The following is a 16793-nucleotide window of genomic DNA, read 5'->3' on the forward strand; positions in this document are numbered from 1 at the left end:
TACCACTTCTTTGTGCCTACTTCCGTTCTCTTCACTTCTGACTGATAATGAAGATACGAAGCGAACTTATGAGGAGGAAACAAGATGAACATCAATCCAAATATTACACTGGGACCGGTCAGCTTACGGATTACCAATCTGGAACAATCGATTGCGTTTTACCGGGATGCACTGGGGCTAACCGTTTTAACACAAGACGAGAAAACGGCAACACTCGGTGCAAAGACAACACCACTCGTCATTTTGGAGCAACACAGTACGGCAAAACAACTTCCGAAAAATTCGGTGGCGGGGTTGTATCATTTCGCGATTTTATTACCGAATCGGAAAGAACTAGGTTTTGTCATCCGGAATCTGATTGCCCAAGGAATTGAACTCGGGCAAGGGGATCATCTCGTCAGCGAAGCTTTTTATTTATCGGATCCGGACGGAAACGGCATTGAGATTTATGCCGACCGTCCGCGTGATACCTGGACGTATGAAGCAAATGGAGACGTCAAAATGACGACAGATCCGGTCGACTGGCAAAGTATGCTCGTCGAGGCGGGAGAGGAAGACTGGTACGGCATGCCTGAAGATACCATCATGGGACATGTCCATTTCCATGTGAAGTCACTTGAAGCGGCCCGGAAGTTTTATGTCGAGACACTTGGGTTTGATGTCGCAGCGGACGCGTCCCGGATGCGGGCGTTGTTCCTGGCTGCCGGCGGCTATCATCACCATATCGGAACAAACGTCTGGTCAGGCGTTGATGCGCCGAAAACACCGGAGGATGCCGTTGGACTGACTTACTGGACACTGATTTATCCGGACGCGGCTTCGCGCGAAACGGCAGTCGTAGCACTTAATCAATCACCGTATGAAGTGAAGCGACAAGCAGACGCGATTTACGTGACAGATGATGCCGGAATCACTGCCCGATTAATGGCTCAAGCCTGATGAATCCATAGAAAAAAGCGATTTCGTCATCGAAATCGCTTTTTTGACGTTTCTTAATTTTGACCGGATAAAGCCGACGGGGCATTGCCGTCATAACGGCTGATCAGTTCATAGGGCCGGACTTTATATAAGGCATGCGGGAAGTAATGTGGATCCATCGCATCGAGCGTCCGCAACTGGAAGTGTTCCCGTTTGATATAGGTGTCGATGTTCTCCCGGTTCAAGTCGAAGAAGCCGACTTCCGCCGTCTCGCCTTCTTGCGGACGGAGCTCGCCGCCGGTATAGGTACCACGGAAAGCGACACAAAGGACGTGACTTGAGATATTTTGATAGATACCGGTAATGCCTTCAATCGTGACGTCCGCTCCGGTTTCTTCTTTGACTTCCCGTTTAACAGCATCGAGAATCGATTCGTGGTTCTCGACTTGTCCACCCGGCATTTCATACGTGTCACCACGATGGAGATTTCGGACGAGCAGGACTTCGCCGTCTTCATTTGTAATATAAGCGGTGACACTGACGATGGCGCGTGGCGGAGCATAGACGCCGGTTGCCGTCAAAAAGTCTTCCGTTGATTTAATATAAAGGTTTTTTCCGAGACGGGCGCGTTTTTTCATCGCTTCGCGGCGTAACGTACTGCCACGGACGTCCCGGTCGACTTGTTCGTAATGTTCGCGATCACGGTATTCCCAAATCGCAATGACTTCATCTTCTGCTTCATTCACCCAGCGACCAACAAGACGGGCGCCGTGGCTGATTTGTAAAGGGTAGAGATACGTGTGAAAGAACTCGGTAAATTCCTGCAGTCGTTCCGGGCGGATCGTATAGGTCTTCCGGCGATGTAACATGGAAATTCCTCCTCTATCTTTTAAGCAGTTAGGTTCCTTGACTACCTTCTCGCATCAGGGGGAATATCCCTGCTTTTCTGTCGGATTCGATGTGAAAAAAGCGACTTTGCAGGCGTAGGAATCTTTGCGCATGTAAAAGAATATTTTTGTAGCAAGAAGCAGAAAAAGAAAAAAGAAAGAAAAGAAGAGGGCTCAACTCAAGAAAATTCGGGCATACTTTACTTATAGAGAGAAAAAAAGGACGTGAGAGAATGGTAGATGTTATGGCATTGGTCCGATTAGCCGGCGGGATTATGTTTACGCCGCTGTCAGATGACGTCCTGATGATGGGATATGCTGCGTTACGAGTCCGGGAAGGAATTCATCCGGTTTTGATTTGGTTAGCCGCATGGCCTGTCTTTTTTATTGCCTTTGCCTGGTTCTATCTGTTGGCACGCTTTTTCCGTGAAATTCCACTCGTCAAACGGTTGATGAAATCAAAATTCCTGGAGCAGGCTGAATCGATTTTAGAACGCCGTGGACTATGGGCAATCGGGTTGTCGTTCTTTTTACCGGGTGTCCGGCACCCGATTCATTACGTAGCCGGGTTACTTGGTTATCCGTTACCGCGGTATTTAGCAATGACATTCTTTGCGGCAGGGCTGTACACCGGATTATGGACGTTCTTGATTGTCCGAATCGGTGAAGCTGTCACATGGTCGGAACTCGGAATATGGTTAAGTGAACATCCAGGTATGGTACTTGTAATTATGGCAGCGTTATTGACAATTATTATTTCAGGTGTCGTGCACGCAAAACGGCGAAATCGTCTAAAAAAAGAAGAAGAATTCGTCACGGAATAAAAACATCCCCTTCAGAAATGATTCCTAAAGGGGATGTTTTTGGTTTAGGTGTAAACTCTTATGCGTTTTGACGTTTGCGTGCGAGGACGATTCCGGCTGCACCGAGTGCAAGACCGAAGAGAGCGATCGCACCAGTTGTACCTGCTGTATTATTGTCGCTCATGCCGCCGTTACCTGTGTTCGGCATTGAACCTGGTGTACCATCCATGAATTTCTCAGGTGATTGTTTGACGATTGCTTCACCGAGGTTTTCACCGACACCGTACATGTAAGCATATGACTCACGGAATGTGTCAGCTGATCCTTTGTAGTCGCCTTCGACATACTGCATGAACGTATCTTGGACGTATGTTTCATGACCAGAGACCGCTTCCTGTGCTGCTTTTGTCGGAAGGTTTTCTTCCGTTGCTGCGCCAAGGAACGCACCGAAGTCATTTGAGAACATTTTGAGCATGTCTTGTGCGTCACCCATCAATTTCTTGTCATCGTTGATTGCTGCTGTGACAAGGTTCGCTTGCGCTTCGATGTGGTTTTTTGTCCAGACTTGCTCGAACTGATCCGCACCCGCTTGACCGTAGACGGATTTCATTGCCGCTTTGAAGTCAGCTGTGTGCATGTCTTCTGCCCAGTTCGCTGCATCGTAGTCTTTCGCTTGATCGACGCCAGCCGTCATGCTGATGTTCGCAAGGGCGACGTGCTCCGCTGCAAGGCTATTGAGTGTTGACCGGAGGTCAGCTGCTTTTGTGTCGGCTTTCGTGTTGTCGAACTTCTCAGGCATTTGTGTTGTGATCGCGACTGAGAGTGCTTTTGAGATATCATACATGCGGCTGTAGCCTTCACGGAACGTGTTGTACGATCCTTCGTAGTCACCGGCTGCATATTGTTGGAATGTTTTATAGACGTCGGCTTCATGGGCACGGAGGACTTCTTCCGCTGCTGCCTTCGGCAGTTTACCTTCTGTTGCTGTATCGAGGAAGCTCGAGAGATCCTGGACGAACTCTTCTGTTTCCGCTTTCGACGCGTTGATGCCGTCCTGGTCGTCCGCTTTCACGGCTTTGACGAGATCGGTTGTGTATTTGTTGTGGTCAACGAAGATTTTTTCGAATTGTTTTGCACCTTCGTCGCCGTAGACAGAAGCAATCGCCGGTGTCATGTCGAGTGCATTCTGTTTAAGTGCTGCTTCATAATACTTCGCATCTTTTGATCCGTCATATTGTTTTTTCATGTCCATGACGGCAAGCACGAAGTGCTCAGAGAGTAACTGATCGAGTGTCGCACGGAGGTCAGCGGCTTTTGTTTTGACCGTGACGTTCTTCGCGCTCTCCTCATGTTTCATGTCGTCTCCGCCACCGGAAGCGAATGCTGCCGTTCCGGGTAATACGAGTGCTGCTGCCATTGCTGTTGCTGCGAATTTTTTCGTGTTTTTCATCTTGTCTCATCCTCTCAAATTTGGGTGTTGTTTTTGTATATTTGGTAGTTGTTGTCTGCATCGTTCTGAACAGCATACGCGCCCGGATTGGAATTGGATTTAAAAAAGATTAAAAAATATGAAAAAAATTCAAAATCATTTAACTAACTTGCAAAGAAACTAAGTGTTTTCCTATTATATGTACGAAATCATTGTGTGGAATTTAACGAATCAACTACTTAATTAACACGCAGAGATATCACCGGATTGGCAAAAAATCGCCATAGTGTCAGCGGTCTGGGAATTGTGTAACCGCTTATACTTAATGAGCGTTCACAAGCTGGACATATTTTTCGCGGATGTACGGAAAACTGAAATCACTGAAGGAGTGGGGAGAGAAAAGAAAACGTAGAATAAGACAGCAGACTCATGACAACACGTGTGCCATCATAACTCATCCTACATACTGTCATGAGAACATCTACTTAACGAAGAAGCGGGGATTGAACATGAATCAACTCGAGACGAGGGGAACAGAACAAAAAACGGAAAACCGTTCCGCGTCATCATTTTACCGGACGGTTTGGCGCTGGCATTTTTATGCCGGACTGATTTTTGCACCATTTCTCGTCATGCTTGCCGTGACGGGATCGATTTACTTATTCAAACCACAAATCGAGAATGTTTTATATCAGAAGTATTATGAAGTGACACCGCAAGAAAACCGAATTTCAGCGACGGCACAAATCAATGCTGTCAAAGCAAACTATCCGGACGCAAGTATTACGAAGTACCGTCCCGGAGAAACCGATGCGCGGTCGAGTGAAGTGAAGATTGCGACGGCAGAGGCCTCGTCGACGGTCTTCATCAATCCGTATACAGGGAAAATCATCGGTGAACTGGTGGATGATGACCGGATCATGAATAAAATCGAAGAAATCCACGGCGAACTGATGGCCGGGAGGATTGGGGACCGGATTGTCGAACTTGTTGCCTGTTGGGCGATTGTCTTAATCGTAACGGGGCTATTTTTGTGGTTCCCGCGTAAAAAATCAACAGGGTGGTCCGGTGTCTTGATTCCACGACTGCGCCAAGGGAAAAAAATCTTTCGACGTGATTTGCATGCTGTACCGGCATTTTGGATTACAGCCGGGATGTTATTCCTGATTTTGACGGGACTGCCGTGGTCCGGTTTTTGGGGGACGAGTTTTCAATCTGTCGCTACAAACCAAGGGCTTGGTTATCCGCCATCCATTTGGGGAGGCGAGGCACCGGTGTCAGCTGTTCAAACAAAAGATGTCGCAGAAGTCCCATGGGCAGCCGAAACACTCGACGTGCCGAAATCAAACGTCGAAGGGCTTGTACCGGCGTCGATTGACGATATCGTGTCGATTGCGAAACAACAGGGTATGGATCCAAGTTATGCCATCAGTATTCCAAGTGATCCGACAGGCGTCTATACGCTGTCGGCGTATCCTTCAAAAGCAGAAAAGGAAGCCACAATCCATCTTGATCAATATTCCGGAGCCGTCTTGGCAGATTATCGTTTTGATAACTATGGTCTTGTCGGTAAAGCGGTCGCGCTCGGGATTACTTTGCACAAAGGAACGGAATTTGGTCTGATCAATCAATTGATCAGTTTAGCGATTTGTCTCGGAATCATTTTAGTCGCGGTCAGCGGATTCTATTTATGGTTGAAACGGAAACCGGGCAAAGGGATGGGCGCACCAAAAGGACCGCCGGCGAAATCAATCAAGTGGTTTATTCTCGTTTTGATTGTGCTTGGCATACTGTTCCCGCTGGTTGGTCTGTCGTTAATCGTTGTCTGGCTGGCCGATTTCTTCATCATCCGACGGATTCCGGCTGTAAGGAGGTTTTTGAATGCGTAAGTCAATCAAAGGCATTTTACTAAGTGGACTGATTGTGACAAGTAGCGGTCTTGCAGGGTGTGCGGTCACATCGGACGCGGCTCAGCAATACGCTGTTGCCATCCCTTTATCGGTAAAATTTGAAATGCCGAAAGTACTGAAAGCCGATCAGGAGAAACAGTACCGATTCGGAGCGACACTTTGGCAGAATCAAAAAGCAGTTAAAGAAGCGGAGTATGTCCATTTTGAAATCTGGAAAGCAGATGGAACACTTCAGTACAGTATGGAACCGGCAGATGAAACGAAACCGGGAGTTTATTCGATTGAGAAGAAATTGCCAAAGGAAGGTCTGTATTACATCAAGGTTCATGCCAGCAGTAACGGTGCGATGATTATGCCGACACAACAATTCATTGTCGGTCAACTGTCCGCCAACGATTTAAAAATCTTACAGGGCGGTGCCAAACCTGCCGGTGGAAGCAGTGGGCATCATCATTAAAAAATAAGACAGCAAAACAGGACGATGGATAAAAATCCGTCGTCCTGTTTTCATGTGCAATGGATTAAATTAATCATCATCTCCATGAGGTCCGTGGGCATCCCCTTGATCGTCTGAATCATCCGACTCGTCGTCATCTCCAGAATCATCTGATTGTCCATCATCATCCGACGATTCATCTTCTGATTCCATTTCGTGTCCATTCACGAATTTGACTTCGACTTGAAGACTTTTGATGGGCGTCGGAAGCTGTAAGGCTTGAGTGACCTGTACTAAAAGTTCTTCTTTTGTCATCGAGGCAGTAAGCGTTAACCGTTCGCGTAAAGTGGCACTATCTTTGATGCCGATTTCATCCTTGACGCGTAATTCGTTCCGGCGATGTTCACTGCTGTAGCGCCATTCGAATTTTTGTTTGTTCGTATCAGTCAACTTGATCATTATTCGTTTGATTTCCTGACTGTTTTGGACGCCGTCCTGATCTGCGTCTTCCTGACCATCGCGAACACCGTCATGATCACTGTCGGCATGGGTCGGGTCTGATCCCAGTTCGAATTCGTCCTCGTTATTCAGTTGATCTTTGTCTCGATCTTCTTCCCCGTCCTTTAGACCATCCCGATCAGAATCAGCTTGGATCGGTTGTGTGCCGACAATAAATTCTTCTTTCGTCGTCAGGCTGTCAGCATCTTGATCTTCTGCCGCATCGGAAATCCCGTCTTGATCCGTATCTTTTTTCAAGGGATTAAGCTTGGCAAGATACTCCTGTTGATTCGTCACGCGATCACGGTCCGCATCTTCTTGCCCGTCAGCCAGCCGGTCATCGTCTGTGTCTTTTTTGGTCGGATTCAACTGCAATTGATACTCTTGGAGATTGGTCAGCCGATCACGGTCATGATCAGCCGTCGCTACGGTTTTTCCATACCCTAAATGATACTTACGCTGCCAGGAATCCGGAATCTTGTTTTGATCCCGATCGACTTGAGTCACTGCCTTTTTCTTTGGTTTTGTCTTGGCGTCGACCGATACGACCGACTGGGAGAGACAGACGGAGGCGAGTAACGCTCCAATGATGATTCGTTTCATACGTTCACTCCTGTTCCTGATGAAAAATAGTTTAAAAAGCGATCTTAAGAAGAGTTTAATCAAATTGTTCTAACATAAGGACGCACTTTCGAAAAACGAGTCAGTAAAAAACAAAATAGTTAAAGAGAGGAGCTGTCAAAACGCCTTACATTTTTCTAGGAAAAATATTTTAAATAAAAAATGTAAAAAAATAAAACTATTTGTGAACTGCTTACGTTATCTATGTGTAGTTCAAAAAAACAAAGGGGTGTTCATAAGATGAAGATGAAAAAGTCGTATCTCGCCGTCCCACTCAGTGCCGCATTATTGATTCCAGCAGCAGGCGTCAGTGCCCATGGTCATGAAGATCATAGCAAGATGTCCCACAGCTCGGGCAAAGTATCGCTAGATGTCTCGTCTCCCGCATCGGATTTGCGAGCGACGCTCGATCAACTTTTATCTGAACATGCGTATTTAGCAGTCGTCGCCATGCAAAAAGGCATTGACGGCAAAAAAGATTTTGATCAAGCAGCCGCTGCGTTAAATCAAAATACAGATGATTTATCGGCAGCAGTCGGATCCGTCTACGGAGATGAAGCCGGCGAAGCGTTCAAAAAGATTTGGTCAAGTCATATCGGCTATTTCGTGGATTACGTGAAAGCAACAGGCGCCAAAGATGAGGATGCTAAACAAAAAGCATTAAAAGAACTGGATGAGTACCGCGTTGAACAGGCCGCTTTCCTTGATAAAGCAACAGAAGGACGCTTAAAAGCAGCAGATTTGGAAGCCGGATTAAAAGTCCACATTACGCAATTGTTGACCTCATTCGACAGTTACGTCGCCGGTGATTATGACGCCGCCTACAGCAACATGCGAAAAGCGATCGAGCATATGTACATGGTCGGAGAAGGATTATCGGGTGCCATCGTTACGCAGTATCCGGATAAATTCAAAAATACAAAAGTCGATACACCGGCTGCTGACCTCCGTGCCGGATTGAACCGGAACTTCTCGGAACATGCGGCACTCGCTGTCCTCGCGATGCAAAAAGGAATCGACGGAGCGAAAGACTTTGATGCGGCAGCAGGTGCCTTGAATGCCAATACAGAAGATTTATCAGCTTCAATCGGCTCGGTCTACGGCAGTGAAGCCGCGCAACAATTCAAGAAAATCTGGTCGAGTCACATCGGCTACTTTGTAGATTACGTGAAAGCGACAGGTGCGAAAGATGATCAGGCACGTGACATGGCCGTGAAAGAACTGGATGAATACCGTGTCGAACAAGCTGCTTTCCTTGATGCCGCTACAGAAGGGCGTTTGAAATCAAAAGACTTGGAAGAAGGACTGAAGGTCCACATCGATCAATTGTTACTGGCCTTTAACAGCTACAATGAAAAAGACTACGACAAAACGTACCCGGCGATCCGTGAAGCCTACGGTCACATGTACGGTGTCGGTGAAGGAACAGCGACGGCAATCGTCGATCAGTTCCCGGATAAATTTAAAGGCGCACCGGCCGGTATGCCGAACACCGGTCTTGGTGGAACGGCTGAATCACAATCATCCACATCAAACGGCATCCTTTGGTCATTACTTGGAATCGCAGCCGCTTCGATCCTCGGATTCTTCGGACTTCGTGGACGTCGCTCACAACAATAATCGGACAACCGAACCCGCTGGAAACAGCGGGTCTTTTTCTACACATTTTACGCTTGAAGGAGGAGTTTACGATGAAGGTCAAATGGCTTGTACTGTTTATTCTGGTCTTATCCGTCGTTCAGCCGTTTTCGGTCTCGGCTCACACGAGTCTAAAGAATTCAAATCCTGCAGAAGGCGAAGTCATCAAAGGGGACTTAACGAAAATTCGTTTGAATTTCGATACGGCGATCGAGAAAACCAGTACGGTCGAACTGAAAACAGTTCAAGGTGACGTAGTTTTACTTGAGAAGCCCCTGATCATCGGCAATGAATGGAGTGCAGCCGTTCAACAAAAACTTGAGAACGGAACATATCTCATCCGCTGGAAATTGATTTCGGAAGACGGACATCCGGTCGAAGGCACGATTCGTTTCAACGTAAAAGCAGCCGTTGCGTCAAGCGATGCTACTGAAGATCAAGATGCGGAAGCGGCAAAAGTGGAACCGCAACAAGCAAGCATCGTTCCGACCGAATCGGCCGAAACCGTCGAACCGGGATTGTTCCCGACCTTCTTACCCTGGATTGTGGCAGTCCTTGTACTCGCAATCGTCATCACGTTCTTCCTGCTCCGTCGTCAAAAACGATCATGAGTGGCATCATCAGTGAACTGCTCATTTATATCGGCGGGGCACTTTGGGCAGGGCGGCTGCTGCTTCTGTTTGTGGCGGAAGATAAGAAACCGACAATCGGTCAATTAGACGGTCTTGCGTGTGCCGCTCTCGTCAGCATCGTAGTCGGTTCGGTCCTTCCGTTGTGGCGTGTAGTTTCTTATTTTCAGCAGGAAATGGACTTATCATTCCGTGAAGCATTACGGGCGAGTCTGTTTGATGTCCGGATCGGTACGTATTTTTTACTCGTCTACTTTACGGCATTGTGTGCCGCAATTCTGATTCTGACGGCACGGATTCGTCCGGCGATCCGCTGGTTCCTGCTTCTGCTGACGATTCCGCTATTCCTCGGAATCGCAGGGACGAGTCATGCAGCTGCCAAACAGGGTCTATACGGATTGTTGCTACAGGGCGGTCATTTTAGTTTAATGGCATTTTGGACGGGCATCGTGGTCGTCATCGGTTGGTGTGCCCGGGATTCCAAACACTGGTTATCGTTTTTGCGCTGGTTCAGTCCGTTCGCCCAACTGACATTTTTTGGTGTCATCGTGACCGGATTTTTCCTGATGCGTCAAAGCGTTCCGTTAAGCGAGTACCGCAATGCCTGGAACGTCCCGTATGGCCAGGCCTTGCTGTGGAAACACCTGTTGTTAATTCCTTTGCTTGGTTATGCATTCATTAACGGGACACTCGTCAAACGGTGGTTACAGAAGGAACCGGCCTTTGATCCGCGGCGTGGTCTGCGTTTTGAGAGTTTGATTCTCGGTTGTATCTTTTTTGCGACAGCGACCCTGAGTAATCTGGAACCGCCAGATCTGAACACTCTTGGAGCAGTCAAGCCGATTCTTTGGTCAAACATCGTTCTTCTCTTAACAGGCGGTGGAAGTATCGGGCTGTTGCTGTTGGCCTATCAGAAACGCCTGCCGTTCCTGCTCGGCAGTCTGTTCAGTCTGCTTGGTGTCAGCCTCATCTATATCGGATTGTTATATACGCCTTAGCACAGTCACCTTCGGAATCCGGGAATGGTGGCTTTGTTGCGTCCGGAGAAGTGACAGAGCGATCATTTTAAAAATTAAAAGATAGTTTTTCTGAAGAAAATATCCGTGCCTGATTTTCGGCGACATGCAGGAGTGGAAACTCGGTATACTGAGGAAAAGAAGGGGAGGGACACGTGATGAATACCTTACCGGAAACGGATTATTATGAAGCGCTCGTCCGTCGTGATGCCTCGTACGAGGGGACATTTTTTGTCGGGGTCAAGACGACGGGGATTTTTTGCCGGCCGACTTGTCCGGCACGGAAACCGAAGCAACAGAACTGCGAATTTTTTGAGACGGCGAAAGAGGCATTACTCGCCTCGTACCGGCCGTGTTTACGCTGTAAACCGCTCGCTTACCCGGGGGACAGTGACGTCATTACCCGGCTGATTGCAGCCGTCGAAGCCAATCCTGAGAAACGGTTCAAAGATGCCGACTTCCGGGAACTGGGACTTGATGCCTCGACCGCCCGGCGGCAGTTTAAGAAACGGTTTGGCATGACGTTTGTTGAATATGCCCGTTCCCGCCGGATGGGACTGGCGATGAAGGAAATCCGCAAAGGACAACCGGTCATCGAAGCCCAGCTGGCGAGTGGTTATGAATCAAGCAGCGGCTTCCGCGATGCCTTTGCCCGTATTCTAGGGGCAACTCCTAAACGGTGGAGCGGAGCATATCTGCAGGCAAAATGGCTCGACACGCCGCTCGGACCGATGCTGGCGATTGCCGACGAACAAGGACTGCACTTACTCGAGTTTGTCGATCGTCGCGGACTCGAACGTGAAGTGGAACGATTGCGACTGGCAGCCCGTGCTGTAATCGTTCCCGGTGAAGCGCCAATCTTCGAGCAGGTAACAGTTCAACTGGAAGCATATTTTGCCGGCGAACGTGACCGGTTCGACCTTCCGCTTGTTTTGTACGGGACGCCGTTTCAGAGACAGGTCTGGGAACAGTTGCAACAGATTCCTACGGGTGAGACGATTTCCTATCAGGAACTTGCCGTCCGCGTCGGAAATCCGGCTGCTGTCCGTGCTGTCGCCCGGGCAAACGGCGCCAATCAACTGGCGATTTTGATTCCCTGTCACCGGGTGATTCGTCTGACCGGAGATCTCGGTGGATATGCCGGCGGCTTGGCACGAAAAGCGGCCTTATTAAAATTAGAACGGACGAAGAGAGGATTGAATCACGTATGAGTTTGATTAAAGATGTGTTTACGGATGACTGGCTGAATCGATTGGGGAAAGCGGTGCAGGCACCGGACTTTAAAGACGTCGTTCAACAAGGGGACTGGGAGGAGCTGGCGTTTAAACAACGGGTCCGCCGGATTGCGACTGAGCTTAACCGTTATTTACCGGCTGACTTTGAGCAGGCGGCGACGCACCTCGGAACGATTGCCCTGGAGTTTCCGGGGTTGCCGGGCATCGTTTTTCCGGACTATATCGAAGTCTATGCGCCGGGTGACGCCTGGGACCGGGCAATGTTAGCACTGGAACGGTTGACCCGGCACTCGACATCGGAATTCGCTGTCCGCCGTTTTCTGCTGGCGGATCAAAAACGATTTTTAGAGGTCGCGACGCAATGGAGTCAATCGAATGACGAGCACATCCGGCGCTTGGCGTCAGAAGGAACCCGTCCGCGTTTACCGTGGGGGCAGATGATTCCATCGCTGATTGCGGATCCTCGACCGGTCTTGCCGATTCTCGATGCACTGCTCGAAGACGATGCGTTATATGTCCGGAAAAGTGTTGCCAATCACTTGAATGATATCGCGAAGACTCATCCGGAACTCGTCATTGAACGATTAGAGCGGCTTGGAACGCATCCGCATACGGACTGGATTTTACGCCACGCGTCACGAACTCTGTTGAAACAAGGCCACCGGGATGTCTTAAAAGCCTTTGGACTCGTTACGCGGGGAACTGTGACGGTCGACGAACTGACGGTCACACCGACACTGGCAATTGGCGGAGAACTGGCTTTTTCCTTTCACGTGACGACGACCGAACCGCAAGTGCTGCGGATTGAATATGTGATCGACTACGTCAAAAAACGGGGGACGAGTCAAAAAGTCTTCCGGATCAGCGAACGGCAGGTGACGGGACGGGAGACGTTTGCGAAACGGCAGTCGTTCCGGAACTTGACGACGCGCGTTCATTATCCGGGAACACATCAATTAACGATTTTAATTAACGGAGAAGCCTATGCGACGACGGAGTTTGATGTCACGAAGGAGGAAACAACATGAACGGTCGCCATCCGGACTTTACGACATCCCGGTTATCGATTACAGCTACGGATACTGCCGACGGATGTATCTGGGTACTGAAGAAAAGAGAGAACGAACAGGTTGCTCTGATTCAATTAACCGGTCAGCAACTCAGTTACGACGCAATTGATCCGACCGATCGAGCCGGATACATCGAAGAAGCATTGACGGTCATCCTTTCGTATCTGGCGCGGACGCTGTTGTTGCCGTTCGTGACCGGACGGGATGGAGAAGCGGAGGTATGGCTCCAAAATGAATTTTATGCGGACGGACCGGTTTTTCGGCGTGACTTGACGCATTAAACGATAAAAAAGAATCGTCTCATCAAAAAACGCGCTTCTGATGAGACGATTTTTCGTGTCCGGATTACGGTTCTGAGATGCCGTTTGCGAGCAACAATAAAAAGGTGATGACGGATAACGACAGTAAAAAAGCAATGTTCGCTAAGATGCTAAACCATTTGACGTAGCTGTTCTCCGATCTAAGCCCAAGCATCAGTGAAACGATGTATCCGATTCCGACCAGGAGGTTGAGTCCGATCGGTACCCACAGGCTGAGATTCGGGAAAAACCGTCCACTCAGCAGGTAGGAAGTCAGCATATTGAACAGAAGCAAACCAAGCGTCAAGAAAACCGGCAAATACGTCTGCTTGGACTGGGTCATTGTTCGACCAAACGTGTCGACCAGTTGAAGTGTCGGCAAATGGCGTCGGCACTATCGGCGGCTGATCGTCCCTCGGTATCGAGCCTTAAGTAATTCGGATACGGCAACTCTCCCGGGAGTGAGTGCGTCCGGTATTGTTCAGCTGTTTCGAGCAAGTTCGCTTCCGACGCGGCAATATCCCGTTTCGTAAACTTATGTAGTAAGCGGTTTTCCGTCTGATTCCGGGCAAGACGGGTCGACAGGGCAGCTTCAAGTTCAATGATGAAGACTTCGGCACCGGCTTCTTTAAACAGTTGAACGGTCTTTTCGATGAATTCGATACCTCCGCCTTCGACGCCGAACAGGCACAAAAATGTAAAGATCACCCCTTCGAGATCACTGACGGCCATCTCTTTAAACATCTCCCGCCGGATCAAGTCCTTCAGCTTATGGTGCGCCGGCTTCGTAAAGTCAAAGTACGGATGCAACAGATCAATCGTCTGATGGTTATGGAATAATTTCATGCTCGTTTTTTGTTCGAGTTCCTGACCAATCGTCATCTTGCCGACGGCTTGCGGACCAAGTAACATCACAAACTTCATCCCTGACACCTCTTCCTTTTTTTGTTAATACTAGCACAGAAATCCGGAGTGTTCCTATTAGAACGTTTGTTCGTAAAATGATATAATGGCAATAGGAAATGTTGCTGTTTTTTCGACCGAATGGAGGTCATTGATTATATGGAACACTGGAAGATGGTAGACGGTTATGAAGGGATGTATCAAGTTTCAACAGCGGGGAATGTCCGCTCGCTCGACCGGATCATCGAGACGAGTCGTGGTGTTAAACAACGGCGACATGGCGTTGTCTTGCGACCGCGGATCAATCAGGAAGGCTACCGGAAAGTGACGTTGTACAAACAAGGACGGGGAGAACGGTTTTATGTTGCCGAGCTTGTCGCCAAGGCGTTTCTCGATTCCGAGGCCGTGCACGACCGGATTATCCGGGCGGACGGTGATCGTCTAAACGATCAGATCGATAATCTGACCGTCAAACCGTCTGTGAGTCAAGCGTATGCGTCGCTCCTCGACGAGTTCGACTTGTTATTGACGCAACATATCGAATTGTCGCCGCGGCAGATTCGGGACATCCGCTACCGCTATCAAGCAGGACAGTCGATTCGCCGGTTAGCGATGGCGTATCAGGTGACGGAAAACCGGATCCGTAACATCATCGATAAGAAGGAAGCCCAGTATATTAGTTAAACAAAAAACAAACCCTGTGCTTTTGGCACGGGGTCTGTTTATCTTTACTGGGACGGACCGACAATCGTCCTGTTAAGAGACTCAATTTGTTCACCGATGATGTGACCGTGCTGTTTCAGTTCCTGTTGCCGGGTACTGTTGGCCTGAATATTTGCTTCGAGTGATTGGCTGTAGTGGGTCAGCTCAAGCAGAATCGTTTCAATCAGTTGAAAGTGTTGCCGAATCTGCGGCTGTACCGAATAGACGAGCGTACGGTCCGTCTCGACCTGGACGAGCGCGGCTTCAATCTGTTGGGCATGATCAAGGACGGAAGCAATCCGTCGGGTGCTCTGTTCAAGCTGTTCGTGTGTCGTCTCGATTTGGGTCGTCATCTGGACAACATCTTGTTCGATCTGCCCGATGCTGGCCGTCAAATCCCGGTTCGCCTGGTTGATGTGATCGATACTTCGTTTGATGTCGAGCGCAAGTGACTCGACTTCCTTGGCGACGATGACGAAACCGCGCCCTTCTTCGCCTGCTCGTGTTGCTTCGATTAGGGCGTTGAGCGATAAGCGGCGTGTCGCTTCCGCCACCTGTTGGATGTAGCGGATCGAGGCATGCATTTGTTGATTGCGTTCGGTCGCTTCTTCCAGTGACTGTGACGTGTTGACAGACAGGGTCCGTAATAACGTTGTATCCTGTTGCAAGGAGTCGAGGATTCGATGACTCGTCGTCGCTTCGTCATTAAAGGAGCTGACCCGTTGATGGCTCGTTTGGATCGACTCGTCCATCGTCGCGAGTGCTTCAATCGAGGTCGTCAACAGTTGCCCGGATTCCGTGATGATTTGTTCCATCTGCGTCGACTGGTCCGTCAACGACGTCGCCACTTGATGGACGTCAACGATAGATTCATCAATCGATGCGAGTTGGGACGAAAAACCGGGTTGAGTTGCCTCCAGTCGTTCGCTCGCAATTGCGATTTCTTGCGTCAAGTTCCCGACTTGCTGCATCAGTTGGTTGTATTGGTGCGTCAATTGCTGTAATTCAAACGTCGTCGTTTTGATGCTGATCGGTTGATAGGTCCGCCGTGCATAGGCTTCTTCAATCTTTAAGGACAAGACCGACAGCGGAGCCAGTTGTTTTTTGATGCGGGCCCGGATCAACAGACTGACGAAACAGAGGACAATGATTCCGAGCACACCGAGTTTCAAGGCCAGTGCCTTAGCGGGTGCGACCAACCGTTCCTGATCGACCGATAAGAACAGGACATCATTCAATTCCGGAATCGACATGGCGAGAACGAACCGGTCGTTACTCGTAAACATCATGACGCGTGCTTTCTTCAATTGTTGCGTCACGTCTTTTTTTTGTTGTGCCGTCAACGCCAACGGTTGAATAGCTACGTTTTTAGTTGCGAGCGACTGAATCGCCGCATCGTACTCGTCCCTTGCCATATCGGCGAGCTGTTGATTTTTTAATCGTTTGATGGCGCGTGTCCGTTCCTGTTCGTCTTCCGGATACGCCAAGTAGATGGAGCGGATATTGGCATCAAGCATCGTCATTTCGCGTTCAAACCGTTCGCTGACGGACTTCGTCGACGCGCGGTAGAGTTCTTCAACGCTTAAAGCACTGATCAGTAACAGTCCCGCCGCGACGATCGGGATCAGCCAGTTGTTTAATTGTTGGGCCAAGAGTCTTTTTTTCTGTGTAGGTTGCTTCATTTGTTTTATCGCCTCCATGCTTCCTATCGGAAAGGAATGAGGCATAATTTATGAAGGCAACGTAGCGTTCTTGTAAAGGTTCAGCGCACAAAAAAGGACATCCGAGGATGTCCACTG

General features: G+C 49.0%; 17 protein-coding genes. 11 read left to right on the forward strand and 6 right to left on the reverse strand.

Annotation, left to right across the window (positions count from 1 at the left end):
- Positions 1-84 precede the first annotated feature (84 nt).
- Positions 85-939 (forward strand): VOC family protein, encoded by an 855-nt coding sequence (locus HNY42_RS02890; RefSeq protein WP_188005034.1) that lies wholly within the window; start codon positions 85-87, stop codon positions 937-939.
- 53 nt (positions 940-992) lie between these two features.
- Here the strand turns inward: HNY42_RS02890 and HNY42_RS16345 are convergent, their stop codons facing one another.
- Positions 993-1787, reverse strand: a complete 795-nt coding sequence (locus tag HNY42_RS16345; protein WP_188005035.1) for an NUDIX domain-containing protein — start codon at positions 1785-1787, stop codon at positions 993-995.
- Positions 1788-2038: 251 nt separating this feature from the next.
- Here HNY42_RS16345 and HNY42_RS02900 point away from each other — a divergent pair, with 251 nt between their 5' ends.
- Complete coding sequence (locus tag HNY42_RS02900; RefSeq protein WP_131503300.1) at positions 2039-2629, forward strand: DedA family protein; 591 nt, start codon at positions 2039-2041, stop codon at positions 2627-2629.
- Between the two features lie 58 nt (positions 2630-2687).
- Here the strand turns inward: HNY42_RS02900 and HNY42_RS02905 are convergent, their stop codons facing one another.
- Entirely contained in the window at positions 2688-4058 is a 1371-nt protein-coding gene (locus tag HNY42_RS02905; RefSeq protein ID WP_188005036.1) for a copper amine oxidase, read from the reverse strand.
- Between the two features lie 488 nt (positions 4059-4546).
- Here HNY42_RS02905 and HNY42_RS02910 point away from each other — a divergent pair, with 488 nt between their 5' ends.
- Positions 4547-5926 (forward strand): PepSY-associated TM helix domain-containing protein, encoded by a 1380-nt coding sequence (locus HNY42_RS02910; RefSeq protein ID WP_188005037.1) that lies wholly within the window; start codon positions 4547-4549, stop codon positions 5924-5926.
- Positions 5919-6404 carry a FixH family protein gene (locus tag HNY42_RS02915; protein WP_131503303.1) on the forward strand — a complete coding sequence of 162 codons (486 nt, stop codon included), beginning with the start codon at positions 5919-5921 and terminating at the stop codon, positions 6402-6404. The genes HNY42_RS02910 and HNY42_RS02915 overlap by 8 nt, the downstream gene beginning before the upstream one ends.
- 69 nt (positions 6405-6473) lie before the next feature.
- Here HNY42_RS02915 and HNY42_RS02920 read toward each other — a convergent pair whose 3' ends face one another.
- On the reverse strand, positions 6474-7484 hold the full coding sequence (locus HNY42_RS02920) for a hypothetical protein (RefSeq protein ID WP_131503304.1): 1011 nt from the start codon (positions 7482-7484) through the stop codon (positions 6474-6476).
- 258 nt (positions 7485-7742) lie between these two features.
- Here HNY42_RS02920 and HNY42_RS02925 point away from each other — a divergent pair, with 258 nt between their 5' ends.
- From HNY42_RS02925 to HNY42_RS02950, 6 genes are all read left to right on the forward strand, one after another.
- Positions 7743-9122, forward strand: a complete 1380-nt coding sequence (locus tag HNY42_RS02925) for a copper amine oxidase (protein WP_188005038.1) — start codon at positions 7743-7745, stop codon at positions 9120-9122.
- Between the two features lie 71 nt (positions 9123-9193).
- The gene (locus tag HNY42_RS02930) at positions 9194-9751 is read left to right on the forward strand and encodes a copper resistance CopC family protein (protein ID WP_188005039.1); all 558 of its coding nucleotides are present in this window, start codon (positions 9194-9196) and stop codon (positions 9749-9751) included.
- Positions 9748-10767, forward strand: a complete 1020-nt coding sequence (locus HNY42_RS02935; RefSeq protein ID WP_188005040.1) for a copper resistance D family protein — start codon at positions 9748-9750, stop codon at positions 10765-10767. The genes HNY42_RS02930 and HNY42_RS02935 overlap by 4 nt, the downstream gene beginning before the upstream one ends.
- Before the next feature lie 173 nt (positions 10768-10940).
- A complete protein-coding gene (locus tag HNY42_RS02940) occupies positions 10941-11996 on the forward strand; it encodes a bifunctional transcriptional activator/DNA repair enzyme AdaA (protein ID WP_370528981.1) in 1056 nt (351 codons plus the stop codon).
- Positions 11993-13048 carry a DNA alkylation repair protein gene (locus HNY42_RS02945; RefSeq protein ID WP_188005042.1) on the forward strand — a complete coding sequence of 352 codons (1056 nt, stop codon included), beginning with the start codon at positions 11993-11995 and terminating at the stop codon, positions 13046-13048. The genes HNY42_RS02940 and HNY42_RS02945 overlap by 4 nt, the downstream gene beginning before the upstream one ends.
- Positions 13045-13371, forward strand: a complete 327-nt coding sequence (locus HNY42_RS02950) for a hypothetical protein (protein WP_188005043.1) — start codon at positions 13045-13047, stop codon at positions 13369-13371. Before HNY42_RS02945 ends, HNY42_RS02950 begins: the two co-directional genes overlap by 4 nt.
- Positions 13372-13435: 64 nt before the next feature.
- On the opposite strand, the gene HNY42_RS02955 is transcribed toward HNY42_RS02950, so the two are convergent.
- On the reverse strand, positions 13436-13771 hold the full coding sequence (locus HNY42_RS02955) for a hypothetical protein (RefSeq protein WP_255508415.1): 336 nt from the start codon (positions 13769-13771) through the stop codon (positions 13436-13438).
- Positions 13729-14313: a DEAD/DEAH box helicase family protein gene (locus tag HNY42_RS02960; protein WP_188005044.1), complete on the reverse strand. Its 585-nt coding sequence runs from the start codon at positions 14311-14313 to the stop codon at positions 13729-13731. Before HNY42_RS02960 ends, HNY42_RS02955 begins: the two co-directional genes overlap by 43 nt.
- 138 nt (positions 14314-14451) lie before the next feature.
- Here HNY42_RS02960 and HNY42_RS02965 point away from each other — a divergent pair, with 138 nt between their 5' ends.
- Positions 14452-14976, forward strand: coding sequence for an NUMOD4 domain-containing protein (locus tag HNY42_RS02965; RefSeq protein WP_188005045.1), 525 nt, complete (start codon positions 14452-14454; stop codon positions 14974-14976).
- Positions 14977-15020: 44 nt separating this feature from the next.
- Here HNY42_RS02965 and HNY42_RS02970 read toward each other — a convergent pair whose 3' ends face one another.
- The gene (locus HNY42_RS02970) at positions 15021-16676 is read right to left on the reverse strand and encodes a methyl-accepting chemotaxis protein (RefSeq protein ID WP_188005046.1); all 1656 of its coding nucleotides are present in this window, start codon (positions 16674-16676) and stop codon (positions 15021-15023) included.
- Between the last annotated feature and the right edge of the window lie 117 nt (positions 16677-16793).

This window comes from Exiguobacterium sp. Helios (assembly GCF_014524545.1).
Classification (GTDB): Bacteria; Bacillota; Bacilli; order Exiguobacteriales; family Exiguobacteriaceae; genus Exiguobacterium_A.